Below are 26721 nucleotides of genomic sequence, written 5' to 3'. Positions count from 1 at the left end.
TCCGGCAGCCTTGGTAGCCGTCCTCTCAAGCCGGACGCAAGCCCATTCTGCGCGTGATGACGCCTTCGAGCATGCCAACGACATCATAGATCAGAACCGCCATCAGGCCGACGATCAGGCCGCCCTGCAGGATGAAGGCGGTGTTGTCGGAGATCAGGCCGGCAATGATGACCTCGCCGAGACCCTTTGCCGCAACCGTCGAGCCGATCGTCGCCGTGCCGATATTGATGACGGTTGCGACCTTCAGCCCTTCGAGGATCAGCGGCAATGCCAGCGGCAGCTCAACCTTGAAGAGACGCTGCGTCCCGTTCATGCCCATCCCGTCGGCAGCATCCAGCACCTGCGGCGACACCTGCTTGAGGCCTGCGACCGTATTTTCGAAAATCGGCAGCAGTCCGTAGAGAAAGAGCGCAATCAGCGTCGGCGCAGCGCCGAAGCCGGTGGCGGGAACGGCAAGCGCCAGCACCGCCACGGGCGGAAAGGTCTGGCCGGCATTGGCAATGGCGCGCGACAGTGGCAGGAAATCTGCTCCGCTCGGGCGGGTGACGAAAATGCCCCCAAGCACGGCAAGCACCGCGCTGCCGACAATCGAGATGAAGACCAGTTCCAGGTGCCCGAGTGCCAGCGAAGCGAGGCTGTTCTGCATGTAGACCGGCGGTGCATTGTTGTTGGTCAGCGGCACCAGCATGAAGGAGAGCCACTCTGTCCTGAAGATCAGGATGAGCAGCATCACCAGCGCCAGCGCGCGAAAAAGGTTGGCGACGAGAAACTTCATGCCTTGCGGCCCAGTTCGAGCAGCCGACCCATCGAGATCGAACCGACAGGCGCCTTGTTCGCATCCTGCACGGCGGCCTCGTCGACACCCTGCCAGATCATTTCGGCGAGAGCATCGCGAAGGCTCAGAGATTGCGCCAGCGAATAGGGCAGGCCCGGCTTGGCGGGCTCCATACTGTCCTTCAGTGGCGAGAGCGACATCAGCTTCAGCGCCCGGTCGGAGGTGCCGGTCAATTGCTGCACGAAGGGATCGGCCGGTTCCGTCAGGATCTTCTCCGGCGTCGAGCATTGCAGCAGCTTGCCGCCGCTCATGACGGCGATCTGGTTGCCGAGATGAAAGGCCTCGTCCATGTCATGCGTGACAAGGACGACCGTGGTGCCGAACTGCTTCTGGATTGCCAGCAGATCGTCCTGCGCCTTGCCGCGGATAACGGGGTCGAGCGCGCCGAAGGGCTCGTCCATCAATAGCAGTTCAGGCTCGGCTGCCAGCGCCCGGGCGACGCCGACGCGCTGCTGCTGGCCACCGGATAGCTGGTGCGGATATTTCTCGGCAAAGATCGCCGGGTCGAGATTGAAGAGGCCGAGCAGTTCCGCCACACGGCTGCCGATGCGGGCCGTATCCCAGCCGAGAAGCTCCGGCACGGTTGCAATGTTCTGCGCCACAGTCCGGTGCGGAAACAGGCCGTGTCCCTGGATGGCGTAGCCGATCTTGCGGCGAAGTTCGGTCGCCGGCGCGTCCATGATGTTTTGCCCGCCGACGAAGATCTGTCCCTCGGTGATCGGCACCAGCCGGTTGATCATTCGCATCAGCGTCGACTTGCCGGAGCCCGATGTGCCGACGATGACGGTGATCGAACCCTTCTCGACACTCATGGAGACATTGTCGACGACGGTTGCCGAGCCGTAGCGCTTGGTGACGTTTCTGATCTCGATCTTGCTCATGCGGCTGGCCCCTGAATGCTTTCGATGACCGCATCGAGGATGACGGCCGAGGAGAAGGCGAAGAAAACGGTCGGCACGGCGCCGAGCAGGACGAGGTCCATGGCCGTCTGGCCAAGCCCCTGGAAGATGAAGATGCCGAAGCCGCCGCCGCCGATCAGCGCGGCGATCGTTACCATGCCGATCGCCTGCACCAGCACGATGCGGATGCCGGTGAGGATGACGGGAAAGGCGAGCGGCAGGTCGATGCCGGTGAGAATCTGCTGGCGTGTCAGTCCCATGCCGGCTGCAGCATCACGCACTGAGGGATCGACACCTTCGAGGCCGACGACCGTATTGGCGACGATCGGCAGCAGCGAATAGAGCACGAGCGCGATCAGCGCCGGCGCGGTGCCGATGCCGCGAATGCCGATATCGGCCGCAAGCGGCACGTTTGCCGAGAGATAGCCGAGCGGCAGCATCAGGAGGCCGAAGAGTGCCAGGCTCGGAATGGTCTGGATGAGGCTCAGCGTCCGCAGCACGATCGCCCGCAGTTTCGGTACCCAGAAACAGAGGATGCCGAGTGGCAGCCCGAGAATGATGGCGATTGCGAGAGAACCGAGCGCCAAGAGCAGGTGAGAGACGGCTTCGGTCCAGAACTGGTCGGCGCGTGTCGAAAATTCCCGGAGGATCGACAGGCTGTCGAGCAGGCCGGACGAGAGGCAGATGGCGAGCAAGGCTGTGTAAGCGGCCAGTGCTGCAACACGCATCCACGGTGTCAGCTTTATCTTCACCAGCGCGTCGGAGATGATGAGGCCGATGACGCCGAGGAGCACCCAGAAGCTGCCGCCGGGCGTCATGCGCGCCACGGTGCTGCCTTGTGGCGTCGCAGCCGTCGCCACAAGGCCGATTGCAACAATCAGTGCGGCAAGGCAGAGCGTGCCAAGTCCCAGGCGAATGAAAGCGTTGCGCAGGAAAAGCGTCGCCAAGGCAGTGGCAACAAGGAGGACCATCAGGATGACGACGGAAGGCTGGGGAAGAAGCTGCGTCAGCAGCATCGGCTTGCCGGCGGCGATACGGTTTGCCTTCACATAGATGAAAGGCAGAAGGGCCGTCGCCACAATGCCGCCTGCCACCAGTACCACGCCGAGCCGGTCCAGCTTGCGGACCGCTAAGGTTTCTTCCATCGATCCAACCCTGTCCGGAAAAAGCCCCGCCCGAATACCGGGCGGGCACTACAGTGCCGCGCGTCTTTTCAGACGCGCAAAGGACGCTGTAGCACTTTAAACTGCTGCCTAATTTTATCCTTAAATCGGCTCCGATTTAAGGAATTAGGCACTAGGCAATTACTTCAGGAAACCTTTTTCCTTCAGATAGGCTTCGGCAACGGACTTTGCCGGCTCGCCATCGACCTGGATCTTGGCGTTGAGCTTGCGCAGTTCGTCAGCTGTCAGGCTCTGGAAGATCGGGGTGAGGATTTCCTGGATCTTCGGGTTTGCCTGCAGCACGGCCTCGCGGATGATCGGGGTCGGTGCATAGACCTGCTGCACGCTCTTGTCGTCTTCGAGAACCGTCAGCTCGGCCGCTTCGATAGCACCATCCGTGCCGTAGACCATGGCGGTGTTGACGCCGTTGGTCTGGTCTGCCGCAGCCTTGATCGTTGCAGCGGTGTCACCGCCCGAAAGCACGACTTCCTGATCCGGCTTCAGCGTGAAGCCATAGGTCGTTTGGAAGGCGGGCAAGGCGCCGGCGGAGTTCACGAATTCGGCGGAGGCTGCAAGCTTGGCGGCACCGCCGCCCGAAACCCACTTGCCGAAGTCGGACAAGGTCTTGAGGTTGTTCGGGCCGGCGACGTCATTGCGCACGGCGAGCGCCCAGGTGTTGTTGGCGGGCGAGGGCGTCAGCCAGACGATCTTGTTGGCGTCATAGTCCAGCTTCTTCGCCAGCTGGTAACCCTGCTCGAGGTTCTTCCACGCGGCGTCATCGGCCTTGTTGAAGAAGAAGCCGGCATTGCCGGTATATTCCGGGTAGATGTCGATTTCGCCTGCGGTGATCGCCTTGCGTACGACAGGCGTTGCGCCGAGTGCGATGCGGTCCTGCGTCTTGATGCCGTTGGCTTCCAGCGCGAGCGCGATGACGTTGCCGAGTAGCGTGCCTTCCGTGTCGATCTTCGATGAAACGACGACGTCTGCGGCGTGGGCCGCGCCGGCCGCAAAGGCGGCAAGCGAAACGGCAAGTGCGAATTTCTTCAGCATGATTATCCCCTTGGTTGAACACCGTTAAACGTCGCGAAAGCCCCGGACGCGAAGCCTGCGCGCATAAAACCAGCCGGCATGGTCAGCCATCAGGCCATCATGCCGGAAATACGTGCGTCATGGAAATAGTGTGCATGCCCGAAAAATCGATGCCCGAAAATCGAAGCAGCCCCCTCCAGTATTCGCTCTCGCGACGCGATTATGGCGGCGAATGCAGGTCCGTGCGCGGAATTGCATTCCCTTTTCCAAGGGCGGCGCGATTTGTTTTTGTCCCCTTGCGTGTTTCCACGATGTTCCGGTGCTTTCAGTCGGTTCTTTCGCCGCCCGGATTTCTTATTGAGTGAACGATAGCCTGCACCTCTATGGGCAGAGATATCTTTTTTCACGAACACGTCATATCCTCCGCCTTTTCAGTAGTTTCCGGAGAAAGCCTTGCATCTCGGCGCCCTCTTCATCGCAAGCCATGTCCTCTCTTCCGGCTCCATGCGCGAAACGGCGCGTCGCTTCAACATCTCCGTCTCGACCGCGTCGGCAGCGATCGATAACCTGGAGACGGAACTCGCCCTGAAGCTCGCCGAACGTTCCTCGGGCGAACTGGTCATTCTGCTTGCCGGAGGCAGAGTTCTGGAGGGATTGGCGCCGATCCTTGCCGCAACAGGGCAGCTCGGCGACAAGCTTGGTCATCGTGAACCGGAAGCTTACGGACAATGGGCCGCCCGCATCCCCGTCAAGCTCGTCACCATGGAGCGTTACCTGGAGGTTGCCGATCAGGGCAGCATCAACAGAGCCGCCCGTCGTCTGCGCCTTGGTCAGCCGCAGCTTTCATTGCAGATTGCCAATCTTGAGAAATTCTTTGGAGGCAGACTCTTTGAGCGTCAGGCCCAGGGCTCGGCGCTGACGGAGGATGGCCGCTTCGCCTATACCGTCTTTTCGACCATCAGCCTCGCCTGGAACGAACTGAAATCCGCTGCGGACGAACGCTATCAGCGCACCGCTCGCTCACTGCGCATCGGCGCCATTATCCCGACAGGCTCGGAAAGCTGGGTTGCGCGCTGCCTGGGTAGCCTCGTTGCCGAGTGGAATGCCAGCCGCAACAAGAATGCTCTATCGCTGGTCTCGATGACTGCCGACGATCTGCGCGAGGCGCTGAAATCCGGGCGCATCGATGTTGCGATCCTCGATTCCGTCTTCGGCCTGGAAAGCTTCCGTCATCGCGAATTGCTGCGCACGGATATGGTGGCGATCGCCCCACTCGACAGCGTGGAAGCAACCGCCACGGAACTTGTGGCCAGCCATCCGATCTGCACGCCGAGTCCGCGCACCGGCATCGGCCATGCCGCCATGACCTTCGGCTATGACCGCACCCTGCATCGCCGCCTCCGCGATCGAGATATCACTGCGGCGGATTCGCTGCCCGTCATCGTCGATCTCGTCGCCAATCACGGCTATGTCTCCTTCCTCGGCCGTGTCAGCGCGATGCCGATTGCCGACCGGGTGCGCATCGTCGAGCTCGCCGAGCCGATGCCCATGTCTTATCACGTGGCCTTCAATCATCGGAAAGCCGCGGCTGACGCTTGTGACCTGCTGATCGCGACCGCGGCGAAAATTGTCCCGGCGCCTGTCGCGCAAAACAAAGCCTTCGCTTAAACAGGCTGCGGCGGGCCACGCGCGATGAAGATGAGCACTACGTCTACGCTATAGCCCTCTAACGCCGCCGATTGTGTGACTACAGGACAGGAAAGTGCTCGGCACGTTGATTGCTCAGCCCTTGCCTGCCGTTTACGCAGAAGGGCAAAAATGGCAACAACACGAACCAGCTTGATGTTGGAGTGGACGGCCCCTGAACGGCATCGAAATGTGCCAGAATGAGCTGTTAAGATCTCAATCGAAGGGGCCGCCCATGGACAAGATTATTCGTATTGGCATGGATACGTCAAAGCATGTCTTTCAGTTGCATGGCGTGAATGCCGGAGAGAAACCGGTCTTGCGTAAGAAAATGCGACGTAAGGAGATGATCGACTTCTTCACGACCTGCCCGCCAACTTTGGTCGCGATCGAGGCCTGTGGTGGTTCGCATCATTGGGCGCGCTTACTCACCTCATTTGGACATGAGGTAAAAATGATCGCGCCACAACTCGCCAAGCCCTACGTCAAGCGGAACAAGAATGACGCTGCCGATGCCGAAGGGCTCTGCGAGGCGATGAGCCGCCCAACGATGCGGTTCGTTCCGGTTAAGACAGTTGATGAACAAGCGGCACTCATGCTGATCAGCGTCCGTACCCGCCTGATAGCCAACCGCACCCAACTCGCCAACGCTATACGGGGTTACGCCAATGAGTTTGGTGTCTCCGCAGCCAAGGGGCTGGCACATATTCCGATGCTGCTCGAAAGGGTGCAAGCTGAGAAAACTGTGCCAGAGCTCGCGCAGGAATTGTTCATGAGCCAGGCCGAGGAATACGCTCAACTTGAAAAGAACATTGCTGACGTGGAGGCGAAGTTAAAGGCATGGCAGCGTAACGACGAACGCAGCATACGTCTCAACACCATTCCCGGTATTGGCCCGATCAGTTCGGCTCTTTTGATAATGAAGACACCTGCTCCAGAGCTCTTCAAATCTGGCCGCCAGTTCGCAGCTTGGATAGGGTTAACGCCAAAGGATCACTCGACCGGCGGCAAGCTGCGTCTTGGTTGCATCACGCGGGCCGGCGATGAAGCGCTGCGGGCAGCCTTGGTGGTTGGAGCAACCGCTGTCATTCAGCATGCACGGCGATCTGGTAATGCCTCTCGGTGGCTTACGGCATTGCTTAAGCGCAAGCCACCTAAAGTGGCAGCAGTAGCACTCGCCAACAAGATGGCGCGTATGGCCTGGAAGCTGATGGTCTCCGGCGAGACATACAGCGCAAGACCGGCGTCTGCTCCACAGGGCTGCGCGGCATGATGATCGGCGAGCAAGAACCGAAGAGGCCGTGATCCTTACTCCTTTGTCGAGGTCAACACTTGCAGGATAAGGAGCAGATGGTGTGATCGATCGATCCGGAACACAGGATACCCCGGTGATCCCATTGGCAGCTAGAGGCCGTCTTGATGCTTGGGACCTGTGTTGCGGAAACCATCTTGGCCAGCGTTCATGTGCGAACGCAACAACAGGCCGGACATATGGACGCAAGCGATACGATCAGATTATCTCGAAATATCTTGCGAGTCGGGGGCCGTCCACATATGGGATCAGGACGCAGATGGAGTGCTGGAAGTCGATCGCGGAGCTGGGCATCCATCAGGCGCCCCCGAGGCCGACGCCGACCATCTCGATCGGCTGGACGACCTTGTCGAACAGTGCTTCGTCCACCTTGCCCGAGGCGAGAGCCGCCTGTTTGAGCGTGAGGTCATCGGTTCGGTAGCCGGCGTAGAGATGTCCGCCATGACAGAACTCCTGACTGTTGGCGAGGGGTCGCTCACTGCGTTCAAGCATCAGCGACGTACTCTCAAAGCTCATCCTCACGCAGCTACATCCAACACGATCTTCCCGAATCTGCCACCCGCTTCCATATAGCGATGCGCATCGGCTGCCTCGGACAGTGGGAACACTTTGCCGACCAACGGCTTTAGCCGGCCATCGGCGAACATTGGCAGAGCTCCTTGGGCGAAGCGCTGAACCATGGCGCGCTTCTCCACCGCGCTGCGCGACTTCATCACGGTGCCGATAAGGCGCAGGTGATTGTGGAGCAGGAGAGCGAGAGGGATGACGGTATCGTCCTGCCCGCCCAGCAGGCCGACCTGCACGAGACGCCCGCCCGGCGCGAGGCTGCGCAGGTTGCGGGCGGGATAGTCGCCACCGACGAAGTCGACGATTACATCGACCCCGCTTCCGCCGGTGGCATCGCGAACGCCCTGCTCGAAGTCCTCCAACCGGTAATCAAACACGGCCTCTGCGCCCAAGCCCAAAACATCAATCCGGCGCTCGGCATTGGCCGTCGCGAAGACCCTGGCACTGAGGGCGTGCGCAATCTCCACGCCGGCGGAACCGATGCCGCCCGCTGCGGCGTGGACGAGCACGGCCAAGCCCTTGGCGGCACCACCAAGATGCACGACGGCCTCCCACGCGGTGACGAACGATTCCATCACCGCCGCCGCGCCGATAAGGTCAAGGCCATCGGGAACACGTACCGCCATGCCGCGGTCGACGCGGGCATATTCGGCATAGGCACCCCCTCCGACGATGGCCATCACGCGCTCGCCGGGGAGGATATCGGCGACATCGCTGCCGACAGCGACCACCTCGCCGGCCACTTCCAGCCCGAGCAGATCGCTCTCGCCATAACTCTGCCTGCCGTAATAGCCCTGGCGTTGAAGAAGGTCGGCGCGATTGACACCGGCTGCCTTCACCTTGACCAGAAGATCACCGGGGCGAGGTTGCGGCATCGGCGCCTCAGCAAGACGGAGAACCTCCGCCTTGCCGAAATCATCGAACGCGATCGCCTTCATTTCGCGGCGACCTTGCCGAGCGCCCGGCGGGCGATGCTGGCGGCGAAGAGTGGCGTCTCCCTGCGGTTGTGGTCACCGCCCGCTTCCTGTCGGGCGGCCGCCGCCTGTTCGAAGGTCTGGCCGTGCGCGGCAATGAAGTCCATGAAAACGTCGGTGGGGTGCGAGGTGACGCGATTGGTGTAGCGGGTGCGTCCGCCCTCTATCCCCTCGGCGATCAGCTCCCAGATCACGTTGACCTGTGTGCGCCCGACCGGGGTGAACACGTCCGAGATCGAGTTCATCCGGCAGTAACTCGGCGTTGCTTCCTCGGCGACGTAATGCTGCACGACCAGCGCGGTGCCGATCATCTCGACGTTAATCGACATGGGTCGGCCGTCATCCGTGGTCGTGGTGCCGGCACCGATGTGGTCGGGCGGGCAGCAGCGTAGATATTCGGCTTCCGGCAGGGTGAAGAGCCAGTCGGCAATATCGACCTTGTCCAGCGGGATGTCGATCTCGGCGGAATAGGCGGACAGGGAGAGGATCTTGTCGGTCAGTATCTTCATGGTTTTTCCTTTCGAGTGTCACGGATTAGATGACGACGTTGCTTTCCACGGACGACGAGCCAGCCACACCTCCGGTGCGCGCCACCCTTGCGGTCCGTATCCAGCGACAGTCTCGAACTTTTGATCTGCGAAGCATCCGTTTTTGCCGGTACAATCTGCTATCCGGACCGTTTCGTGAAAATTATACGTTCGTGTTAGGTCAGTCATTCAGAGTCAAATCGAACATACCTATGTATATATTGCAGTCCCACGCCTTCATGAGACGCGCGGGGCCTTCGACGAGATTTACCTTGTTTTGGTCACGTCGAATGCTGTTGAACTCGCCGACCTCACGATGGGGATTGTGCGTCTATTGAAAGACAGCGATAAGCCGTAGCCTGCTGCAAACGGCTTTGCCTGGATCGCAAAGATGAGACCCCATTTCGCCGTGTTCCTGTCAACTTTCGTCGATGTCGTTAGGGCGGGGAGCTTTTCCGGCGCCGCCCGTCGGCGCGCGGTGACGCCTTCGGCGATCGTGCGCCAGATCGACACGCTGGAGGAGGATCTGGGCGTTGCCCTGCTGGTCCGCTCGACCCGCGCCCTCACGCTCACGGATGCCGGCCGGCGGCTGCACGAACGGGCCCTGCTGCTTCTTGACGAACTGGCCGACACCCACGCAGAGATCGCCGCCTTCGACGGTTCCGTCTCCGGCACACTCCGGATCGCCTGCTTCCCGACCTTTGGCAAGCGCTATGTCTTGCCGGTCGTCGCAGCGCTGCAAACTGAGCACCCCGCGCTCAAGGTCGAGCTCGACCTGACGGAGCGGCTGGCCGATCCGGTTCTCGAGCGTCTCGACGTGGTCATCCGCATGGGGGCGCTGGCCGATAGCACGCTGATCGCCACGAGGCTTGCGCCTCTGACCCGACTGTTGGTCGCAAGCCCGGCCTATCTGGCACGGGCGGGTGTGCCCGATAGCGTCGCCGATCTCTCATCGCACCGTTTGATCGACAAGCTGCATGGCGCTGATCTTCTGGGTTGGCGGGACCTGCTCGACGGCCCGGCGGGCCATGCGGGGAACGGTATGGTGACGTTCCGTTCAGACGATTTCGAAGCCCTGCGCGCGGCGGCCCAGGAGGGGCTGGGGATCGCATTCCTGTCGAGCTGGGTCGTCGGACCGGACGTCAAGGCAGGGAGACTGGTCCGGTTGCGGCCGGGCGATGAACCCTGGAACGCTGCGCCGGCCGGGATCTACCTCCTGCGCGCCCTGCCGCAGGCGAGTGCCAAGGTGCGAGCCTTCACCGAGGCGCTGCGGACGTCAATCGGAAGTCCACCAATCTGGGAACCATGATTTGGCGCGTCTTTGTAGAACAGCAATCATCGGCATGCGCGGACCCAATCGGGGTTTGAGGGTTGTTTACGCTATTCGACAATCAATGTGTTGCTGACTCACCATAGCCCTACGCCGCCGCGCCTGACGTTACGATGGGGAGCGTCAGAAGGGGGAAAGGCGGCTATCGGCGGTAAGCCGTTCGTGAAATGGGCTGCATGGGCTACTTTGGCCGAAATGGCGGAACGAGAAGGATTCGGGATATGACGGTTTTGCTGGAAGTATGCGTCGATAGCGCTCAGGGCCTTGTGGCTGCAATCGAGGGCGGTGCTGGCCGCATCGAGCTCTGCTCGGCGCTGGAGCTTGGCGGGCTGACGCCATTGCCGAGCCTGATGCGAATTGCCGCCGAAGCGCCGATCCCCGTCTATGCAATGATCCGCCCGCATGCCGGCCCCTTCATCTTCGATGCGACGGACGAAAAGGCGATGCTTGCCGATATCGATGCTGTCAGGGCCGCTGGCCTTGCCGGCGTCGTCATCGGCGCCAACCGACTGGACGGCACGCTCGACATGCCGCTCATTCATCGCCTGAAGGCCCATGCGTCCGGCCTCGGCTCGACGCTGCATCGCGCTTTCGATCTCGTGCCGGATCCGGATGCCGCGCTGGAACAGGCGGTCGAGCTTGGCTGCGAGCGCATCCTCACCTCAGGCTGCGTGCCGAAGGCGATGGACGGGCTAGAAACGCTGAAGCGTATCTCCGTCAAGGCTGCCGGCCGCATCTCCATCATGCCGGGCAGTGGCGTGCGACCGGCCAATGTCGTCGAGATCCTGCGGGCAACAGGCGCGCACGAAGTTCACGGCTCCTGCAGTTCTGCCGTTGCCAGCGCCGATCCGCGCGCCGTCTCTTTCGGCTTCGATGTGCCGAGCTCGAACCGCACCGATGTCGCGGTCGTCAGGCAGATGCGCGCTGCGGTCGACGCGGCTTAAGCGGCGACCTTGATGACGGCCTTGATGAGTCCGCTCTTCTCATGCGCCCAGCGGGCGAGATCGCGCGGCGCATCGGCAAGCGTCGTGCGATGGGTGATCAGCTTGTCGACCGGAACGAGACCCTTGGCGATCGAATCCGCGACATGTTCGAAGTCGACGCGCGTCGCATTGCGGCTGCCGATGACCATCATTTCCCGCTTGTGGAATTCCGGATCGGAGAAGCGGATATCGTCTTTCACGACGCTGACCAGCACCAGGGCGCCGCCATGGGCGACAAAGCTGAAGGCCTTCTCTATCGAAGGTCCAAAGCCTGTCGCGTCAAAGACGACGTCAAAACCATCGCCGTCCGTCCTGGCTTTCACGACATCGGCTGTCCCATCATTGGCGACGATCCCTGATGTAAAGCCGAAGCGCTCCGACGCCATCTGCAGCCGTTCCGCACTTGTATCCAGCAGCGTCACGTCATGACCAGCAATACGCGAGAAGATTGCCGCGCCTAGGCCGATCGGACCTGCGCCGATGACAAGCGAGCGGGAACCTGCAGGCGCCATGGATCGGCGTACCGCATGCGCCCCAATGGCCAGGAATTCGACGGTCGCCGCGGCCTCGAGGCTGAGGCCCTTGGCGGCATAGAGATTGCCCGCGGGCACTACGATTTCCTCGCAGAAAGCACCATCCGTATGGACGCCGAGAACCTTGATATTGGTGCAGCAATTGGGCTTGCCCTGCCGGCAGGCGACACAGCTTCCGCAGGAGAGATAGGGATTGACGATGACGGGCGTACCGACGGCCATCGCCACCCCGTCGCCGGTCTCCAGCACCGTCGCTGAGATCTCATGTCCCATGACGCGCGGATATTCGAGAAAGGGGTGCTTGCCTTCGAAGATATGATAGTCCGTGCCGCAGATGCCGACATGGCTGACGGCAAGCCGTACCCAGCCGGTATCAGGTTTTTCGGGGGAGGGGCGCTCGACGAGATCGAGGACACCGGGTTCGCGGCAAAGGACAGCTTTCATGACAGTTCTCGCATTGCTGAAAAGAAGAAAGCCGGCCTTTGGGCCGGCTTCGTTTTGCATCTCGCTCAGCCCGTCCGGCGCCGGCGAAGCTGGTCGAAGTAGACGATGACGATGATCAGCAGGCCGGTGATGATGCGCTGCCAGAACGAGTTGACGTTCAGGAGATTTGCGCCGTTGTTGATGGTCGCCAGAATGAAGGCGCCGATCAGCGGACCATGCACGGAACCGACGGCTCCGAAGAGCGACGTGCCGCCGATGACCGAGGAGGCGATCGCCTGCAGTTCCCAGCCGTCGGCCTGTGTCGCGTTACCGATGGCGATACGCGAGGCGAGCAACACGCCGACGAAAGCCGCAAACGAAGCCGAAAGGATGTAGGCGAGGTAGATCATCCCCTTGACGTTGACGCCGGAAAGGCGCGCCGCTTCGGCATTCGAGCCGACGGCGAAGAGATAGCGGCCCCAGCGGCTCAGATGCAGGAAGACGAAGGAGGGGATCGCAACCAGGATGACCATCCAGAACAGGCTTGGGACGCCAAGGAAATCGGCGCGGGCGAAGTTGCTGAAGCCCTCGTCGGTGATGCTGATCGTAGAGCCGTTGGTGATCAGCAGGCCAATGCCGCGCAGCGATGTCAGCGTCGCCAGCGTGATGATGAACGGCGGCAGGCCCATATGCACGATGCCGAAGCCATGGAAGGAGCCGATCGCGACACCGATTGCCAGCGTCAGCAAGATTGCCGCCCAGAGCGGTACGCCCGCCTGCAGCAGCCAGGCGATGATGACCGTGCAGAAGCCGACGATTGCGCCGACAGAAAGGTCGATGCCGGCGGTGATGATGACGAAGGTCTGGCCGAGCGCCAGGATCGCCGTCATCGCGCCTTGGCGCAGCAGGTTGGAGATGTTGAGCGGCGTCCAGAAGCTGGCTGTCGAGAAGCCGAGCACGACCCAGAGGAAGATCAGCAACCCGATCAGCGTCAGGCCGAACAGGATGTTCATCTTCCGGCGCGGCGGCGGCGCGACGATTTCGGTGGGGGTTACAGTCATGAATTTTCTCCCTCTTATTCTTCTTGCTCAGACACCGATCGCTTCGCTGAGCACTTCTTCATGCGTCGCCGCGTGGAAATCATGGCTCGCGACAAGCTTGCCGCTGCGGAAGACATGCAGCCGGTCGGCCAGTTCGTAGACCTCAGGCAGGTAGGAGGAGATCAGGATGATGCCCGCCCCGTCCTTCAGAAGCTTGGCGAAGAGCCGGTAGATTTCCGCCTTGGTGCCGACGTCGACGCCGACGGTCGGCTCGTCGAAAATGAAAAGCCGGGCGCCGTGGCTCAGCCACTTGCCGATGACGATCTTCTGCTGGTTGCCGCCCGACATGCTGGAGGCCGGAACGCGCCGGCTCGGCGTCTTGATGCTGAGATCGCGGATCTGCTTGTCGGCATTCGTCGATTCGCGCGCGTGATTGATGACCGGGCCGTGGCTGAGGCGTCCGAACACCGGCAGGTTGATGTTGAGGCCGATCGGCAGGTTGAGGCAGAGCCCCTGGTCGCGCCGGCTTTCGGGAGCCAGCGCAATGCCGAGCTCCATCGCAGTGCGTTCGTTCTTGATATCGACGCGCTTGCCCATCCAGTGGATTTCGCCCGCACTTGTCGGCTGGCGCCCGTAGAGCCCGAGAGCAAATTCGCTGCGCCCGGCGCCGATCAGGCCATAGAGCCCAACGATCTGTCCTGCCTTGACGCTCAGCGACACGTCTTCGAAGCCCGGGCCAGTAAGACCCCTGACGTCGAGGATCGTCTCTCCGATCGGAATCTCTTCCTTATGGTAGATCTGCTCGATCGAGCGATTGATCATCAGCGCGATCAGCTCGGCGTCATTGGTTTCGCCGATGAGGCGCGTGCCGACATGCGTGCCGTCGCGCAGCACCGAGACACGGTCGGCAAGCTCGAAGACTTCCTCCATGCGGTGGCTGATATAGACGATGGTGACGCCTTCGCCTTGCAGGCGGCGGATCAGCTTGAAGAGCTGTGCGGATTCCTGGCGGGTGAGATAGGCGGTCGGCTCGTCGAAGATCAGGAACTGCGTGCCGCGCATGGCCGCGCGCGCGGTGGCGACGAGCTGCTGCTGACCGATCGTCAGCGAGCTCAGAAGCGCGCCAGCCGGCAGGCCGAAGCCGAGATCGTCGAGAACGGCCTGCGCCATCTTCTCCATCTGCTTCTTGCGCATGATGCCGAAGCGGTTAACCTCGTCGCCGAGGAAGAGATTGGCGGCCACCGTCAGGTGCCGGCAGAGCACGACTTCCTGGTGGACGGCGTTGATGCCGCGGGCGATCGCCTCGTTCGGCGTCGACAGCCCCACCGGATGGCCGCACCACAGCACCTCGCCGGCCGTGCGTGTGATGACGCCGGTGAGCAATTTGATGAGGGTGGATTTGCCGGCGCCGTTTTCGCCGACGATGGCGTGGATTTCACCGGCAAGGAAGGTCAGCGTCGCAGGCTTCAGCGCCTGCACGTGACCGTAATTCTTCTGCAGGCCTTTCAGTTCGAGGATGGGCGATCCGGCGGGAATTCGATTGGCTTCTTTCAGCGTCGCGCTGTCATCGTGGCGATGACTGACCTCTTCCAGTCCGACCATGGACCTCTCCTCCTCTTGTCACGTCTGCTCCATCCCTGGTGAAACATACCATGGATGAGAAAGGCCGCGCCGGTTTTTGAAATCGGCGCGGCCGCCTGTCGTCTTACTTGATCTTCGGGTTCAAGAGCGCGTCGATCTTCGGCTCAGCCATATTCGCCTTGGTGACGAGGTTTGCGCCGGTATCGACATTTTCCGCGACCTTCTCGCCCTTGGAGACGGCAAGAGCGGTCTTCACGCCGTCATAACCCATGCGGTAGGGGTCCTGAACGACGAGGCCGGCGATGGCGCCATCCTTGAGGAAGCCGACCGTCTTGTCGTCGCTGTCGAAGCCGATGACCTTGATCTTGTCGCCGAGCTTGTTTTCGGCGATCGCCTGGCCCACACCCTGCGCCATGATGAGGTTCGAGGCGAAGACGCCGACGAGGTTCGGGTTTGCCGTGATCAGGTCCGTCATCATGTTGAGGCCGGTCGTTGCCTGGCCGTCGCCGTACTTGTCGGCAATCACCTTCAGGCCGGGATGCTTGGTCTTCACCTGATCCAGGAAGCCTTCACGGCGCTGTTCCAGCGAGCCGACGCCGGGAAGGTTGGTCAGGATGACGACTTCGCCTTCTTCCTTGCCGGTGGCGCCCTTGATGGCGGCGGCAAGACCGTCAGCAGCGATACGGCCGCCCTGGACGTTGTCGGTCGTCAGGAACGACTTGAATGCCTTGGAATCGGCGCCAGAGTCGATGCCGATGATCGGAACCGACTTGGCGGCTTCATCGATCGGCTTGCCGAGCGCCTTGAACTCGGTCGGGGAGATCACGACGGCGGCCGGCTTGCCGGCAACGGCGTTCTCAAGAATGCTGATCTGGCCGTTGATGTCGGATTCGGCCTGGGCGCCGAGCTCCGGCACGTTGACGCCGAGATCCTTGCCGGCCTTGCGCGCGCCGGCCAGAACGATCTGCCAGTAGAAGGACGTCGTGTCCTTGACGATGATCGGGATCGTCACCTCGGCCGCAAAGGACGTGGCAGGCATTGCCGTCGCAATGACAGCGGCGCCTGCAAGTGCCGTAAAGGCGCGGCGAGACAGAATGGATTTCACGATGCTCATAAGGGTTCTCCTCTCAGGGTGCGTTCTCCTCCAATGAAACCGGACCGCTGAACGCAGGCGGACGATTTTTATCGATAAAAAACATTTACGATCAGAAGCTAGCTGAGGCGCAGGCAAATTGCAAGTGTGCCCAATTCGCTTTTTTACCCGCTAAATTCTCTGCCAAGCAATTGTTTTTATTTTAAATACATCAGGACCTAAAATACGGTCTCAGTCGAATTGCACCTCGTGCGGATGGACGACACCCTTCTTCAAAATCAGGTTGCCGTAGAGCCGGAACTCGGTGGTCGCGACGATATAGGCGGCCTTCCGCGCCATCTCGTAGAAGGCGAAGCGTTCGACGGATGCGATGGAAAAATCGCCGGCGCGCCGGGTGACGATCTGCTGAAATTCGGCGCAGACATCAGGCACGGCTTTCGGATCGCCCACAACTTCCATCCGCCATGCCGATTGCGGCACGAACGTATCGAGCGGCATATGGGTGAGGATCGCTTCGGCCATCGCTGTCGCGCTGACGCCATCGGCGCGGATGACATCAGGTCCCATGCTGCTCGCAGGGAAATTGGCATCGGCAATGACGATATCGTCGCCATGCCCCATGCTCTTCAGCGCATAGAGCAGATCGGGGCCGAGAAGCGGATGAATACCTCTAAGCATGGTGTCTCCTTAGACCCGCACGGCTTCGTCACCGAGCGGCGCGGCGACAAGCGTATAGGGTTCGAATTCGGGATAGATATCGGCGGGAAGCTGCGGCTCGAAATTTTCCATGTTGCGCACGAGGCTCGAGGGCCTCGCCGTGCCGATCAGCACCGAGGAGACAACGGGGTCGTGCAGCGGAAACTGCAGGGCAGGGGCGGCAAGCGGCAGGCCGTGGCGCTTGGCCACCTCTTCCATTGCGCCCACCTTGGCAAGCACTTCCTCGGTTGCCGGCATATAATCGAAATGCGATCCCGGCACCGGGCCGGTTGCGAGGATGCCGGAATTGAAGACGCCGCCGACGACGAGCGAGGTGCCCTTCTGCCGGCAGAGCGGGATCAGTTCTGATACCGCCGACCGGTCGAGCAGCGTATAGCGCCCGGCCATCAGGATCGTGTCGATATCGGCGTTGCGCATCACGTCGAGGCAGACGGGCACTTCGTTGACGCCAAGCCCGAAAGCCTTGATCGCGCCCGAGGATTTCAGCTGCTCCAGCGCCTTGATGCCGCTATCGAGGAAGTTCTTCAGATGCACGGCATTCCTGGCGGCGCCATGCGTATAGGCGCCAATGTCATGGACGAACAGAATGTCGATGCGGTTCAGGCCAAGACGCGCATAGCTGAAATCGACCGAGCGCATGATCCCATCATAGGAATAGTCGTAATCGGCATCGAAAGAGAGCGGATCGACATAGCTATAATCAGGGACGGTGCCCGTCGGCACCGGGCGCAGCAGGCGGCCGACCTTGGTAGACAGCACATAGTCACCTTCCGGCTTGTCGCGCAGGAAATCGCCGACGCGACGTTCGCCGAGCCCAAGGCCATACCACGGCGCCACGTCATAATAGCGGATGCCGTGGTTCCATGCCGTCTCCAGCGTTTCCATTGCCTGCTCGCGCGGGCAGGCGCGGTAAAGGCCGCCGAGTGCAGCGGCGCCGAAGCTGATTTCGGTCACCTCAAGCGCCGTCTTGCCAATCCTCCTCGTCTTCATCATTCCTCCTTGTGAAGACCCTGATATCAATAAGTCATATTTAGAGCGTGGCGCCGAGATGCCACGGAACAAATTCGTTATCGCCGTAACCGAAAATTTCACTTTTCGTCTTCTTGCCGGAGGCTGTATCGACGATCAACTCGAAGATCTCGCGGCCCTTGCCGCTGATCGTCGCGTCACCGGTGACGATAGTGCCGCAATCGATGTCCATATCCTCTTCCATCGAGGTGAAGAGCGCCGAATTGCTGGCGAGCTTCAGCGACGGCGCCGGGCGACAGCCGAAGCAGCTGCCGCGGCCGGTCGTAAAGGCGATCATGTTCGCGCCGCCGGCAACCTGGCCGGTGGCAGAAACCGGGTCATAGCCGGGCGTATCCATGAAGACGAGACCAGGTGCGGTGACGCGCTCGGCATAACCATAGACGGCGGTCAGCGGCGAGCGGCCACCCTTGGCGACGGCGCCGAGCGACTTTTCGAGAATGGTCGTCAGGCCGCCGCGCTTGTTGCCCGGAGACGGGTTGTTGTCGAGCGAAGCGCCATGCAGGGCGACATAGTCTTCCCACCAGGCGATCTTCTCATCGAGCTTTTTGGCGACATCGTCGCTGACGGCGCGGCTGCGCAGCAGATGCTCCGCGCCATAGATCTCTGAGGTTTCCGAAAGGATTGCCGTACCACCGGCAGCTGCCAGCAGATCGGCTGCAACACCGAGCGCCGGATTGGCGGTTATACCCGAAAAACCGTCCGAACCACCGCATTGCAGACCGATGATGATCTCACTGACCGACATCGGAACTCGCTTTTCACGGCCGACATCGGCGGCGATTTCGCGCAGCACGCCCATGGCGCGCTCGACTGCGCGGCGGGAGCCGCCGGCGTCCTGAATGTTGAAGTGCCGCTTAGAGGCGCCGGCGCCGCTCTGGCCGTAAAGGGTCAGCTGGTTGACCTCGCAGCCGAGGCCGATCATCAGCACGCCGCCGAAATTCACATGGCGGGTGTAACCGGCAAGCGTCCGATGCAGCACGTTCATGCCGTCACCTGTCGAGCTCATGCCGCAGCCCTGATCGTGAACGATCGGCACGAAGCCGTCGATGCCGTCATAATGCGGCAGGATCGTGCGGTTGGCCTCGTCGGCAATCGCCCGACAGACCGTGGTGGAACAGTTCACGCTGGCGATGATGCCGATATAATTGCGCGTCGCCGCCCGTCCGTCGGCGCGGCGGTAACCCATGAAGGTACGCGCCCTGTCCTCGGCACTTGCTTCTTCAGGAGCGGAATTGGCTGTTGCTGCAAGGCGGTCGTTTTCGAAATGCAGATTGTGGCTGTGAACATGGTCGCCCGCTTTCACATCAGCCGTGGTGCGGCCGATCGCCTGTCCGTATTTCACGACTGGCGTGCCAAGCGGAATGTCCGCTATGGCGACCTTGTGGCCGGGGTCGATCTTCTGCCGCGTCGTGACGCCCGCAATATCAGATCCCTCGGCGATCTGTGCCGTTGCGACCGCGACATTGTCTCCGGCCGACAGGATGATCCAAGGCTGTCTGTCCAATTTCTTCTCCCTGACGAAACGCCCGCTACATAGACGAATGCGCATTGCTTTTGTTTTTTATCTACAATAAACATTTTCAAGTCAACGGGAATATTGATCCTGTGGACGAGGGAGGCAAACAGCCGCAGGCGACTGAAAATAAGATAGAGGTCGCTTGAAGAGGCTCCTGGTCCGGCTGTGCCCGTTCTTGGTGGGCGGGTATCATCGCCGTGTCGCTCGGGCGGAAAGCCCGTATCGCTTGGGCAGAAAGCAAGGTCTGATGGCAAGGCAGAATACGGTCTTCAAGGAAGCCTACAACCGGTATGCGGCAGCATTGCGCACGGATACCGCGCTGCCTTCGGAGCCGGAAATCGCAGCCCAGCTCGGCGTCAGCCGCAGCACGGCGCGCGCCATTCTGACCCGTCTCAGCGACGAGGGCATCATCCGCTGGAACAAGCGCCAGAAGATCGTGCTGCGCCAGCCGATCGACCGCGACTTCTTCCCCTCGGAGGAAACGGATTCGCTGCATGACATCATCGAGCGCAGCTTCATGCAGCGCATTCTTTCGGATGAAGCCGCTCCGGGCATGCAGATCAACGAGCTGGAGCTTGCCCGCGAGATCGGCACAGGCACGACCAGCGTGCGCGAATTCCTCATCCGCTTCTCGCGTTTCGGGCTGATCGAAAAACGGCCGAACAGCCACTGGACGCTGAAGGGCTTTACCCGTGAATTCGCGCTGGAACTTGCCGATGTGCGCGAAATGTTCGAGCTGCATTCGGCCGCCGAATTCGGCAGGCTACCTGCCGACCATCAGGCCTGGGCCGATCTTGCGACGATCAAGGAAGAGCACCTCTCCGTGCTCGCAGACATCAACAACCGCTTCAAGGAATTCTCGGCACTCGACGAGCGTTTCCACCTCTTGATCCACCGCGCCTCGAAGAACCGTTTCATCGCCGATTTCTATGACGCGATCGCCATCATCTTCCACTATCACTACCAGTGGAACAAGGCGGCCGCCCGCGAACGCAACGAACGCGCGATCTATGAACATCTCGATTATATAGCGGCGCTCGAAGCCAACGATCAGGCGAAGATTGAGGCGGCCTGTCGCATCCACCTTCGCTCCGCTCGCCAGACCCTGCTGCAATCCATCCCGCAGAGCTCCACGGAAGGCGCTCCGGGCTGAAAACTTGGCACCTGATCAGTGCGACGCGGCTTCGCTGGCCGTGCTGCTCGCGCCCCCGGCTTTCACGCCGCGGCTGATCGGAATGAGCCAGGTGGTCGCAAAGGTGAGCACCGCCACGACTACGACACCCCAGAAGCTCCAGTGCAGCGCCGCATCGAAGACACCGCGCACTGCCGGATCGCCCGCGAGCTCCGAAAGACCGGTCGACTCGTTCAGGACATTGTGCAGGCGGTTTGCCGCATCCCCCGTCGCATAGTGATTGATGCCGGCATTCAAGATCGCGCCGAGCACGGTGGCACCCAGCGTATTGCCGAGACTGCGGGCAAAGATGATCGAGGCTGTGGCGCTGCCGCGCATCGACCACTCCACGCTGTCCTGCACCAGCGCGATGCTGGTGAGGTTGATAAGCCCCATGCCGAAGCCCATGAAGAAGGAGCCGGCGCCTGCAACGGCCGGATGGCTCTCCGGCGTGAGGAACAGAAGGAAGAAGGCCCCGAAGGGAAACATGAAGCTGCCGACCCGCAGCGTGTTGCGGATGCCGAATGCCCTGAAGAACCGGCTGGAAAGCATCACGGATAGCGGCCAGCCGACGACGAGCATGGTGAGCGTGAAACCGGCGACGATTGGCGAGCGGCCGAGCACGCCCTGTACATACATCGGCAGGATCGTCGAAAGGCCGATCAGCGCCATGCCGGCAAGCAGCATGCAGGCATTGCTGGTCGCGACAAGCCGCCGGCTCCAGAGCGCGATCGAAATGATCGGTTCCGGCGTACGCTTCTCCTGCAGCACGAACAGGATGCCGGTCACGACGAAGACGCTCGCCAGCGCAATGAGAACCCAGGCCGGCGCATCCGTTTCCGTCAGGATCGTCAAAAGCGCGATGATGGAAATCGAAAACAGGATGGCGCCGAGATAATCGATCTTGGCATCCTTATGCGCCACATCCTCTTTCAGGAACATCATGAATGCGATGATCGAGAAGATGCCGATCGGCAGGTTGATCCAGAAGATCCAGGCCCAGGAGATCGTATCGACGATGATGCCGCCGGCGAGCGGTCCGACGACCGCCGAGGTCGCCCAAACTGTCGCCATCACGCCCTGTACCTTGCCGCGTTCCTCCAGCTTGAACAGGTCGCCGATGATTGTCATCGTCACCGGCTGGATCGCGCCGGCCCCAAGGCCCTGCACCAGGCGGAAGACGATGAGCGAGGCCATCGACCAGGCAAGTCCGCAGAAGAGCGAGCCGACGAGGAAAACGAGGATGCCGCCGATCAGCACCGGCTTGCGTCCAAAAATATCCGAAAGCTTGCCGTAGATGACCGTCGTCGTCGACTGCGCCAGCAGGAAGGCGGAAAAGACCCAGCTGTAATAGGTGAAGCCGCCGAGCTGGCCGACGATCCGCGGCATGGCGGTCGCCACGATCGTGGCCTCGATCGCCACCATGAAGGTCGCGAGCATGATCGTGGCAACGACGAGCGTGCGGTTGGATTGCTTCGATGTAGCGGACATGATGAACCTCTCGGGCTTTCTCCGTGATACGGGAAAACCGCTGTCGGCTACAGCATCGGCCCGAAAATCGGAATCGATTTTCGGAAAGCCTGATGCGTAGATTTAAACAGTTAGAGCGTCCTTTGTGCGTCCGAATGGACGCACGGCGCTCTAGTGGGGCAAAGTGCAACGCGTGGTGTCGGCAGTCTTTTATGCTCCTGCTGATAGCAGGTAAAGCGTAAGTGATATGCTTTCTTTTGTGTCGACGCTTTAAACCGCTTCCGGCCCTGGCAGATTTAAAATACAACGCATTCTGCGAAGGAAGTTTCGGTGGGTTTCCGCCGGAAAAAGAGATCTGGCAGGCTGCCAGGGCTCTCGGATGTCAGGATTGCATTTCCGCCAGGTTATTCCCAATTGAAACCTGATGCAGGCCTGTGAACCGCTCCATCGCGGCTGCGAAGGGTTTCGGTTCCGGGTACGGAAATGGCGAGCTATGATGACGCATGTTTTGGCTGCGAGCGGCGGCGTTAAACAGGTAATTTGCATCAATTGGGGTACAAGATACGGGCCGACTTTCATCAACCGGCTCTATGCGATGGTGGCGCGCAACATCACGCCGCCCTTTACCTTCACATGTTTCACCGACTGCCGGGACAATCTCAATCCCCGCATCCTGTGCGAGGATCTGCCGCCTCTGGATGTCGAAATGCCCGTCAATACGAGGGGCATCTGGCCAAAGGCGAGGCTTTGGGGACCGAAGCTCGGAAGCCTGAGCGGGCCGGTCCTCTATCTGGACCTCGATCTGGTCGTCGTTGCCTCCCTTGATGACTTTTTCAAAGTTGGAGGGCCTGATGATGTCGTCATGGCCCGCAACCAGACAACGCCTTTCGAAAGGCTCGGCCAGAGCTCGCTCTTTCGCTTTCCCGTCGGCAAGCTTCTGCCGCTGCAGGAAAAGTTCAGGGCCAACCCGCAGAAAGTGGCCGATGAGTATCAGTATGAACAGCGTTTCGTCACCCGCAATGCGCCCGGAGGCGTAAAATTCTTCCCGCGCAACTGGGTTCTGCATTTCCGGCAGGATTGCCACTGGGCCTTTCCGCTGAACTATTTTCTCGCACCGCACCTGCCATCCAGCGCCCGCGTCGTCCTCTTCCCGCGCGGCTTCCACCCGCAGAACGCCATCGAAGGGAAATTCGGCCCGAGAGGCCGGGCCGAAACGAGGCTCGATCATATCAAGGGCGTCTTCGACGTCAGCAAACGCGACGGCAAGCAACCCTTCCGCTACCTGCGCCACTATATCCTGCCGACACCTTGGGTGGCCGATCATTGGCATGAGTAAGAACGCAAGTTCCGGATCGCAGCGGAACAATTTCTGACGCCGAATGTTGTCAGCCCAGGGAAACGTTGGGTGTTCTCATGCGTCCTCTTCTGATCGCAACATTGCTCGCGCTTTCATGTCTGTCTGCCAACGCGAATGCGGCCGACGCCGACTTTCTGAACTCGCTGGCAGGCGACTGGGATGGAGGCGGAATGGTCCTGACCAAGATCGGCGGCACGAAGGTCAATGTATCCTGCAATCTGAAATCCAACGCGAGTGCTTCCGCAGTGTCCATGAACGGCAGTTGTCGCGCGCTCGCCATCGTCACGAGAACCTTTTCGGCAAATGTAAAGGCGGCCGGTCAACGCTACACCGGCAACTACACGGGACCATCGGGCCAGCCTTCCATGCTTGTCGGCAGCAGGAAAGGCGATGTCCTCAACTTCAATGTCACCTGGGCTCGCATCACCAATGGCGACCGAAAAGCAAACTTGATGATCGAAAAGCTGGGGCAGAACGGGCTTCGTCTGCAAACCGTTGATCGGGACCCCGCCTCAGGCCGATCCGTGGTGACAAGCCGTATTGAACTGCAGCGGCAATGACCGCCCGGATCGTTACCGCGAACGGTCGTCTCAAACAGCGGATAGCGATACCGTAACGGCATCGGCGCGCATCGCATTGAAATGCACTGCGTTTATTATAAACAACCGTCGTCGCGCATACTGCCTCCAGTCTGAAAAACAGAGGAATGAGCATGACTGGCAACGCAATCTCCTACACGCTTTTAAGTACCAGCGACGTTCAGAAGATTGCGCCGGTTTCGAACGTGACGCTCTGGCGCTGGGTGAGAGACGGCAAGTTTCCCGCTCCCATACAGGTTTCGAAAAACAATTTCTGGCGGTCTGACGAAGTTGGCGCCTGGATGGACGAAATGTCCCTGAGGCGTGCCACCTTCCGGCAAAAGGCCTCCTGATCGGCAAACCGGAAAGCCTTTGTCTTGCCGGAAAAGCTCCAGTCGCCGGCTTCCATATTTCATGCGGACATCTGATGGATAGAATATCGCAATACGCGCCGTCGTCGGGGACGGGCGTCTCCAGTTGCGTCGAACGGCTGCGCCGTGATGTGTCCCTGTCTTCGACAGCAGCGCAATACGGCTGCAAGCTCACCCGAAACGGGCATGAATTCGCAACATGCTGCCCCTTCCACGCCGAAGACACGCCGTCATTCACGATCTTCGTTGGCCAGGATGGCGTCGAGCGCTTCCATTGCTTCGGCTGCGGCAGGAAAGGCGATGTCCTGGACTTCGTGCAGGAGGTAAGCGGCGGCGATCTTCAGGGAGCGATCCGCATTCTCGGCGGCGGCGACACCATCAGGCCTGATGTTCCTGCCCGGCCTATCCGGGCGCCCGATATCTATGAGGGGATCGTGCCCATTCCGCCGCCGGCCGGTCTGCTCCAGGCAGGCGTGCGCCTCAGGCTTTACAATCCGAAACGCAAGGGTGAGCGATCCGAATGGGGTGCCCTCACGCCGTCGATGGTCTTTCCCTATCGTCATGCCGACGGCTCGCTGTCAGGCTATGTCCTGCGCCACGATCTCCCTGACGGCGGCAAGGAAACGCCGATGGTGATGTTCGTTCGCCTGGCCGACGGGAGAGAAACCTGGTCGCGTTTCCCATTCCCGAAGCCACGGCCGATCTACGGGCTGGAAACGATCGGTAACGACGGCCAAGTGGTGATCGTCGAGGGCGAGAAGTGCCGCGACTGGCTGCACCGGGCAAGCGGCCGAACCGTCGTTTCCTGGGCGGGCGGGACGCAGGGTGTCAGGCACACCGATTGGTCGCCGCTCTCGGGCCGCGACGTGCTGATCTGGCCGGATTTCGACACCCCGGGCCTGTCGGCCGCCGATGAGATCGCCGCCCGCCTGACCGCGCTCGGCGCGCATGTGCGCCTTGTCGGTTTCACGGATGCGGGGGACGCTTCGGATATCGAGCGCTACAATTTCGACGATTGGCGGGTCGGCCTTTTCCCCTGCCGCGGCTGGGACTGCGCCGATGCCGTCGATGCCGGATGGACGCAAAGCCAGCTCGACGCCTTCATGGCCGCAACGCTTCGCGACTGGAGGCCGGAGCCCGCTGATGAAATGGAGGAGGGGCGCATCGTGCCGTTCAAGCGGGCAGTTTCTGTGCAGGCTTCCATGGGCGCGCTTCCCGCACCGGTCCCAGCCAAGGTCGTCGAGGGCGCGTTCGTCCGGGGCGATGAGCCGGCGCGGGTGATCACGCCTGCCGGGGTTGCGCCCGGGCGCTTCGGTCGCCTGATGGGCATCGAGCGCTTCGATATCGAACTCGAACAATGGTTGGTCGATCGCCAATGGTTCATCAAGCTCAACCTGCTGTCGGGCGAACTGGAAATCCATCGCAACAGCGGCATCGTTCGCATGAGCGACGCGCGGCTGGCGGAAATTCGCTTCGAGCTCGCCCGCGCGGCCCAAGGCAGGGAGCCGTCCAAGGACAACATTTTCGATGCGCTGGTGCTGATCGGCGAGCGGTGCGCCTATCATCCGGTGCACGACTATCTCGCCCGTCTTCAATGGGATCGAAAGCCGCGCATCGACACCTGGCTTGTCGATTATTTCGGCGCCGAAGACACGCCGCTCAACCGCGCCTTCGGCCGCAAGATCCTCTGCGCCGCCGTTCGCCGCATCAGGCATCCGGGCTGCAAATTCGATTACATGCTCGTCGTCGAGGGACCCCAGGGCATCGGCAAATCCTCGGCGATCCTCGCGCTCTGCGATGACCGCGACTGGTTCACCGACCAGCTCGAAATCGGCGCCGACGCCAAAGTGACCATCGAAAAAACCGCCGGCCACTGGATCCTCGAAATGCCCGAACTCGACGGCCTCAGCCGCCGCGACACCAACCGCGTCAAATCCTTCATCCCCACGATGATAGATAGCGCCAGGCTCTCCTATGGCCGCTTTACGAGCAAACGCCCCCGGCAATTCATCCTCTTCGGCACCACCAACGAAAGCCGCTACCTGACCGACACCACCGGCAACCGCCGCTTCTGGATCGTCCGCGCCACAGCGGCTGATCCGGCCGGCATCGCGGCGGTGCGAGACCAGCTATGGGCGGAGGCTGCGGAGAAGGAGGCGGGTGAGGACCTGACTCTGGATAGTCAGGCATTGCGGAATGCAGCGGCTGGCGTTGCGCATGAATCGTCGGATTTCGGCCCGTGGCTGGATATCCTCCGCGAGCGCATTCCGGAAGGTCCGCTGAAGATCAAGGCTACGGATGCTTGGAAGCTGGTCGGCTTCGATGGCCCGGAAACCATCAATAAGCTGACGAAGCTTCATCACGCCCATATGCGCGCCGCGATAGTCGGTCTTGGGTTCGAGAAGAGGGACAACGGCCTTCGCTTTCGCGACGGCGACAAAAAGGCCGCTTACCTTCGCGGCGATGCGGAGGAGGCGAAGGAATGGAGCCCCGACAGGTATGAGCCGGCATATGGTTACGGCTCGACTTTCTGACGC

24 protein-coding genes are annotated in these 26721 nt (G+C 61.0%); 9 read left to right on the top strand and 15 right to left on the bottom strand.

Translation table 11 applies throughout. The features are described from left to right. Nucleotides 1–25 precede the first annotated feature (25 nt). The 4 genes from ACR9ZQ_RS23450 to osmF form a co-directional block, all read right to left on the bottom strand. Nucleotides 26–775, bottom strand: coding sequence for an ABC transporter permease (locus ACR9ZQ_RS23450; protein WP_029868609.1), 750 nt, complete (start codon nt 773–775; stop codon nt 26–28). Further along, nucleotides 772–1716, bottom strand: a complete 945-nt coding sequence (locus ACR9ZQ_RS23445; RefSeq protein ID WP_481428893.1) for an ABC transporter ATP-binding protein — start codon at nt 1714–1716, stop codon at nt 772–774. Before ACR9ZQ_RS23445 ends, ACR9ZQ_RS23450 begins: the two co-directional genes overlap by 4 nt. Continuing rightward, on the bottom strand, nt 1713–2879 hold the full coding sequence (locus ACR9ZQ_RS23440) for an ABC transporter permease (RefSeq protein WP_310379084.1): 1167 nt from the start codon (nt 2877–2879) through the stop codon (nt 1713–1715). The genes ACR9ZQ_RS23445 and ACR9ZQ_RS23440 overlap by 4 nt, the downstream gene beginning before the upstream one ends. 159 nt (nt 2880–3038) lie before the next feature. Continuing rightward, nucleotides 3039–3947 (bottom strand): glycine betaine ABC transporter substrate-binding protein OsmF, encoded by a 909-nt coding sequence (gene osmF, locus ACR9ZQ_RS23435; protein WP_310379082.1) that lies wholly within the window; start codon nt 3945–3947, stop codon nt 3039–3041. Nucleotides 3948–4379: 432 nt separating this feature from the next. Here osmF and ACR9ZQ_RS23430 point away from each other — a divergent pair, with 432 nt between their 5' ends. Then, nucleotides 4380–5594 carry a LysR family transcriptional regulator gene (locus tag ACR9ZQ_RS23430; RefSeq protein ID WP_310379079.1) on the top strand — a complete coding sequence of 405 codons (1215 nt, stop codon included), beginning with the start codon at nt 4380–4382 and terminating at the stop codon, nt 5592–5594. Between the two features lie 253 nt (nt 5595–5847). After that, complete coding sequence (locus tag ACR9ZQ_RS23425; RefSeq protein ID WP_481427849.1) at nt 5848–6885, top strand: IS110 family RNA-guided transposase; 1038 nt, start codon at nt 5848–5850, stop codon at nt 6883–6885. 336 nt (nt 6886–7221) lie between these two features. Here the strand turns inward: ACR9ZQ_RS23425 and ACR9ZQ_RS23420 are convergent, their stop codons facing one another. From ACR9ZQ_RS23420 to ACR9ZQ_RS23410, 3 genes are read right to left on the bottom strand one after another with little or no spacing between them, the layout of a single operon-like run. Further along, nucleotides 7222–7416: a hypothetical protein gene (locus ACR9ZQ_RS23420; RefSeq protein ID WP_439013999.1), complete on the bottom strand. Its 195-nt coding sequence runs from the start codon at nt 7414–7416 to the stop codon at nt 7222–7224. Nucleotides 7417–7442: 26 nt separating this feature from the next. After that, on the bottom strand, nt 7443–8429 hold the full coding sequence (locus ACR9ZQ_RS23415) for an NAD(P)H-quinone oxidoreductase (RefSeq protein WP_481428892.1): 987 nt from the start codon (nt 8427–8429) through the stop codon (nt 7443–7445). Continuing rightward, nucleotides 8426–8974, bottom strand: coding sequence for a hypothetical protein (locus ACR9ZQ_RS23410; protein ID WP_310379074.1), 549 nt, complete (start codon nt 8972–8974; stop codon nt 8426–8428). Before ACR9ZQ_RS23410 ends, ACR9ZQ_RS23415 begins: the two co-directional genes overlap by 4 nt. A gap of 409 nt (nt 8975–9383) precedes the next feature. Between ACR9ZQ_RS23410 and ACR9ZQ_RS23405 the strand changes: the two genes are divergently transcribed. Together ACR9ZQ_RS23405 and ACR9ZQ_RS23400 are read left to right on the top strand one after the other, a co-directional pair. After that, entirely contained in the window at nt 9384–10301 is a 918-nt protein-coding gene (locus tag ACR9ZQ_RS23405) for a LysR family transcriptional regulator (protein ID WP_310379072.1), read from the top strand. 242 nt (nt 10302–10543) lie between these two features. Beyond that, nucleotides 10544–11266: a copper homeostasis protein CutC gene (locus ACR9ZQ_RS23400; RefSeq protein ID WP_310379071.1), complete on the top strand. Its 723-nt coding sequence runs from the start codon at nt 10544–10546 to the stop codon at nt 11264–11266. On the opposite strand, the gene ACR9ZQ_RS23395 is transcribed toward ACR9ZQ_RS23400, so the two are convergent. The 7 genes from ACR9ZQ_RS23395 to ACR9ZQ_RS23365 form a co-directional block, all read right to left on the bottom strand. Further along, nucleotides 11263–12282 carry a zinc-binding alcohol dehydrogenase family protein gene (locus ACR9ZQ_RS23395; RefSeq protein WP_310379069.1) on the bottom strand — a complete coding sequence of 340 codons (1020 nt, stop codon included), beginning with the start codon at nt 12280–12282 and terminating at the stop codon, nt 11263–11265. The two genes, ACR9ZQ_RS23400 and ACR9ZQ_RS23395, sit on opposite strands and share 4 nt — an antisense overlap. A gap of 65 nt (nt 12283–12347) precedes the next feature. Then, nucleotides 12348–13322 (bottom strand): ABC transporter permease, encoded by a 975-nt coding sequence (locus ACR9ZQ_RS23390; protein WP_113322900.1) that lies wholly within the window; start codon nt 13320–13322, stop codon nt 12348–12350. Nucleotides 13323–13349: 27 nt separating this feature from the next. Then, nucleotides 13350–14903, bottom strand: a complete 1554-nt coding sequence (locus ACR9ZQ_RS23385) for a sugar ABC transporter ATP-binding protein (RefSeq protein ID WP_310379066.1) — start codon at nt 14901–14903, stop codon at nt 13350–13352. A gap of 103 nt (nt 14904–15006) precedes the next feature. Then, nucleotides 15007–15996: an ABC transporter substrate-binding protein gene (locus ACR9ZQ_RS23380; RefSeq protein WP_310379064.1), complete on the bottom strand. Its 990-nt coding sequence runs from the start codon at nt 15994–15996 to the stop codon at nt 15007–15009. A gap of 210 nt (nt 15997–16206) precedes the next feature. Then, nucleotides 16207–16653, bottom strand: a complete 447-nt coding sequence (locus ACR9ZQ_RS23375) for an RbsD/FucU family protein (RefSeq protein WP_481428891.1) — start codon at nt 16651–16653, stop codon at nt 16207–16209. A 9-nt stretch (nt 16654–16662) separates the two neighbouring features. Further along, nucleotides 16663–17682 (bottom strand): aldo/keto reductase, encoded by a 1020-nt coding sequence (locus tag ACR9ZQ_RS23370; protein WP_481428890.1) that lies wholly within the window; start codon nt 17680–17682, stop codon nt 16663–16665. Nucleotides 17683–17722: 40 nt separating this feature from the next. Beyond that, complete coding sequence (locus ACR9ZQ_RS23365; RefSeq protein WP_481428889.1) at nt 17723–19225, bottom strand: UxaA family hydrolase; 1503 nt, start codon at nt 19223–19225, stop codon at nt 17723–17725. Nucleotides 19226–19484: 259 nt separating this feature from the next. Here ACR9ZQ_RS23365 and ACR9ZQ_RS23360 point away from each other — a divergent pair, with 259 nt between their 5' ends. Then, nucleotides 19485–20390: a GntR family transcriptional regulator gene (locus ACR9ZQ_RS23360; RefSeq protein ID WP_310379058.1), complete on the top strand. Its 906-nt coding sequence runs from the start codon at nt 19485–19487 to the stop codon at nt 20388–20390. Between the two features lie 15 nt (nt 20391–20405). On the opposite strand, the gene ACR9ZQ_RS23355 is transcribed toward ACR9ZQ_RS23360, so the two are convergent. After that, nucleotides 20406–21899, bottom strand: a complete 1494-nt coding sequence (locus ACR9ZQ_RS23355) for an MDR family MFS transporter (RefSeq protein WP_481428888.1) — start codon at nt 21897–21899, stop codon at nt 20406–20408. 472 nt (nt 21900–22371) lie between these two features. Here ACR9ZQ_RS23355 and ACR9ZQ_RS23350 point away from each other — a divergent pair, with 472 nt between their 5' ends. The 4 genes from ACR9ZQ_RS23350 to ACR9ZQ_RS23335 all read left to right on the top strand — a co-directional run bounded on the left by ACR9ZQ_RS23350 (nt 22372) and on the right by ACR9ZQ_RS23335 (nt 26718). Next, nucleotides 22372–23214, top strand: a complete 843-nt coding sequence (locus ACR9ZQ_RS23350; RefSeq protein ID WP_310379054.1) for a glycosyl transferase — start codon at nt 22372–22374, stop codon at nt 23212–23214. Between the two features lie 77 nt (nt 23215–23291). After that, nucleotides 23292–23795, top strand: a complete 504-nt coding sequence (locus ACR9ZQ_RS23345) for a hypothetical protein (protein WP_481428887.1) — start codon at nt 23292–23294, stop codon at nt 23793–23795. 152 nt (nt 23796–23947) lie between these two features. After that, nucleotides 23948–24166 (top strand): helix-turn-helix transcriptional regulator, encoded by a 219-nt coding sequence (locus tag ACR9ZQ_RS23340; RefSeq protein WP_481428886.1) that lies wholly within the window; start codon nt 23948–23950, stop codon nt 24164–24166. A gap of 74 nt (nt 24167–24240) precedes the next feature. Then, nucleotides 24241–26718 carry a VapE domain-containing protein gene (locus ACR9ZQ_RS23335; RefSeq protein ID WP_481428885.1) on the top strand — a complete coding sequence of 826 codons (2478 nt, stop codon included), beginning with the start codon at nt 24241–24243 and terminating at the stop codon, nt 26716–26718. The last annotated feature ends 3 nt before the right edge of the window (nt 26719–26721 follow it).

The sequence above is a fragment of the Rhizobium sp. KNZ14-9A genome, from assembly GCF_056755015.1.
The sequence above is the reverse complement of the archived record's forward strand: the minus strand, read 5'-3'. Positions and strand labels throughout refer to the sequence as shown.

Coding starts and splice junctions, on each gene's coding strand:
- ACR9ZQ_RS23450 (WP_029868609.1), bottom strand. CDS start 775: ATGAAGTTTCTCGTCGCCAACCTTTTTCGCGCGCTGGCGCTGGTGATG.
- ACR9ZQ_RS23445 (WP_481428893.1), bottom strand. CDS start 1,716: ATGAGCAAGATCGAGATCAGAAACGTCACCAAGCGCTACGGCTCGGCA.
- ACR9ZQ_RS23440 (WP_310379084.1), bottom strand. CDS start 2,879: ATGGAAGAAACCTTAGCGGTCCGCAAGCTGGACCGGCTCGGCGTGGTA.
- osmF (WP_310379082.1), bottom strand. CDS start 3,947: ATGCTGAAGAAATTCGCACTTGCCGTTTCGCTTGCCGCCTTTGCGGCC.
- ACR9ZQ_RS23425 (WP_481427849.1), top strand. CDS start 5,848: ATGGACAAGATTATTCGTATTGGCATGGATACGTCAAAGCATGTCTTT.
- ACR9ZQ_RS23420 (WP_439013999.1), bottom strand. CDS start 7,416: ATGCTTGAACGCAGTGAGCGACCCCTCGCCAACAGTCAGGAGTTCTGT.
- ACR9ZQ_RS23415 (WP_481428892.1), bottom strand. CDS start 8,429: ATGAAGGCGATCGCGTTCGATGATTTCGGCAAGGCGGAGGTTCTCCGT.
- ACR9ZQ_RS23410 (WP_310379074.1), bottom strand. CDS start 8,974: ATGAAGATACTGACCGACAAGATCCTCTCCCTGTCCGCCTATTCCGCC.
- ACR9ZQ_RS23405 (WP_310379072.1), top strand. CDS start 9,384: ATGAGACCCCATTTCGCCGTGTTCCTGTCAACTTTCGTCGATGTCGTT.
- ACR9ZQ_RS23400 (WP_310379071.1), top strand. CDS start 10,544: ATGACGGTTTTGCTGGAAGTATGCGTCGATAGCGCTCAGGGCCTTGTG.
- ACR9ZQ_RS23395 (WP_310379069.1), bottom strand. CDS start 12,282: ATGAAAGCTGTCCTTTGCCGCGAACCCGGTGTCCTCGATCTCGTCGAG.
- ACR9ZQ_RS23390 (WP_113322900.1), bottom strand. CDS start 13,322: ATGACTGTAACCCCCACCGAAATCGTCGCGCCGCCGCCGCGCCGGAAG.
- ACR9ZQ_RS23385 (WP_310379066.1), bottom strand. CDS start 14,903: ATGGTCGGACTGGAAGAGGTCAGTCATCGCCACGATGACAGCGCGACG.
- ACR9ZQ_RS23380 (WP_310379064.1), bottom strand. CDS start 15,996: ATGAGCATCGTGAAATCCATTCTGTCTCGCCGCGCCTTTACGGCACTT.
- ACR9ZQ_RS23375 (WP_481428891.1), bottom strand. CDS start 16,653: ATGCTTAGAGGTATTCATCCGCTTCTCGGCCCCGATCTGCTCTATGCG.
- ACR9ZQ_RS23370 (WP_481428890.1), bottom strand. CDS start 17,682: ATGAAGACGAGGAGGATTGGCAAGACGGCGCTTGAGGTGACCGAAATC.
- ACR9ZQ_RS23360 (WP_310379058.1), top strand. CDS start 19,485: ATGGCAAGGCAGAATACGGTCTTCAAGGAAGCCTACAACCGGTATGCG.
- ACR9ZQ_RS23355 (WP_481428888.1), bottom strand. CDS start 21,899: ATGTCCGCTACATCGAAGCAATCCAACCGCACGCTCGTCGTTGCCACG.
- ACR9ZQ_RS23350 (WP_310379054.1), top strand. CDS start 22,372: ATGATGACGCATGTTTTGGCTGCGAGCGGCGGCGTTAAACAGGTAATT.
- ACR9ZQ_RS23345 (WP_481428887.1), top strand. CDS start 23,292: ATGCGTCCTCTTCTGATCGCAACATTGCTCGCGCTTTCATGTCTGTCT.
- ACR9ZQ_RS23340 (WP_481428886.1), top strand. CDS start 23,948: ATGACTGGCAACGCAATCTCCTACACGCTTTTAAGTACCAGCGACGTT.
- ACR9ZQ_RS23335 (WP_481428885.1), top strand. CDS start 24,241: ATGGATAGAATATCGCAATACGCGCCGTCGTCGGGGACGGGCGTCTCC.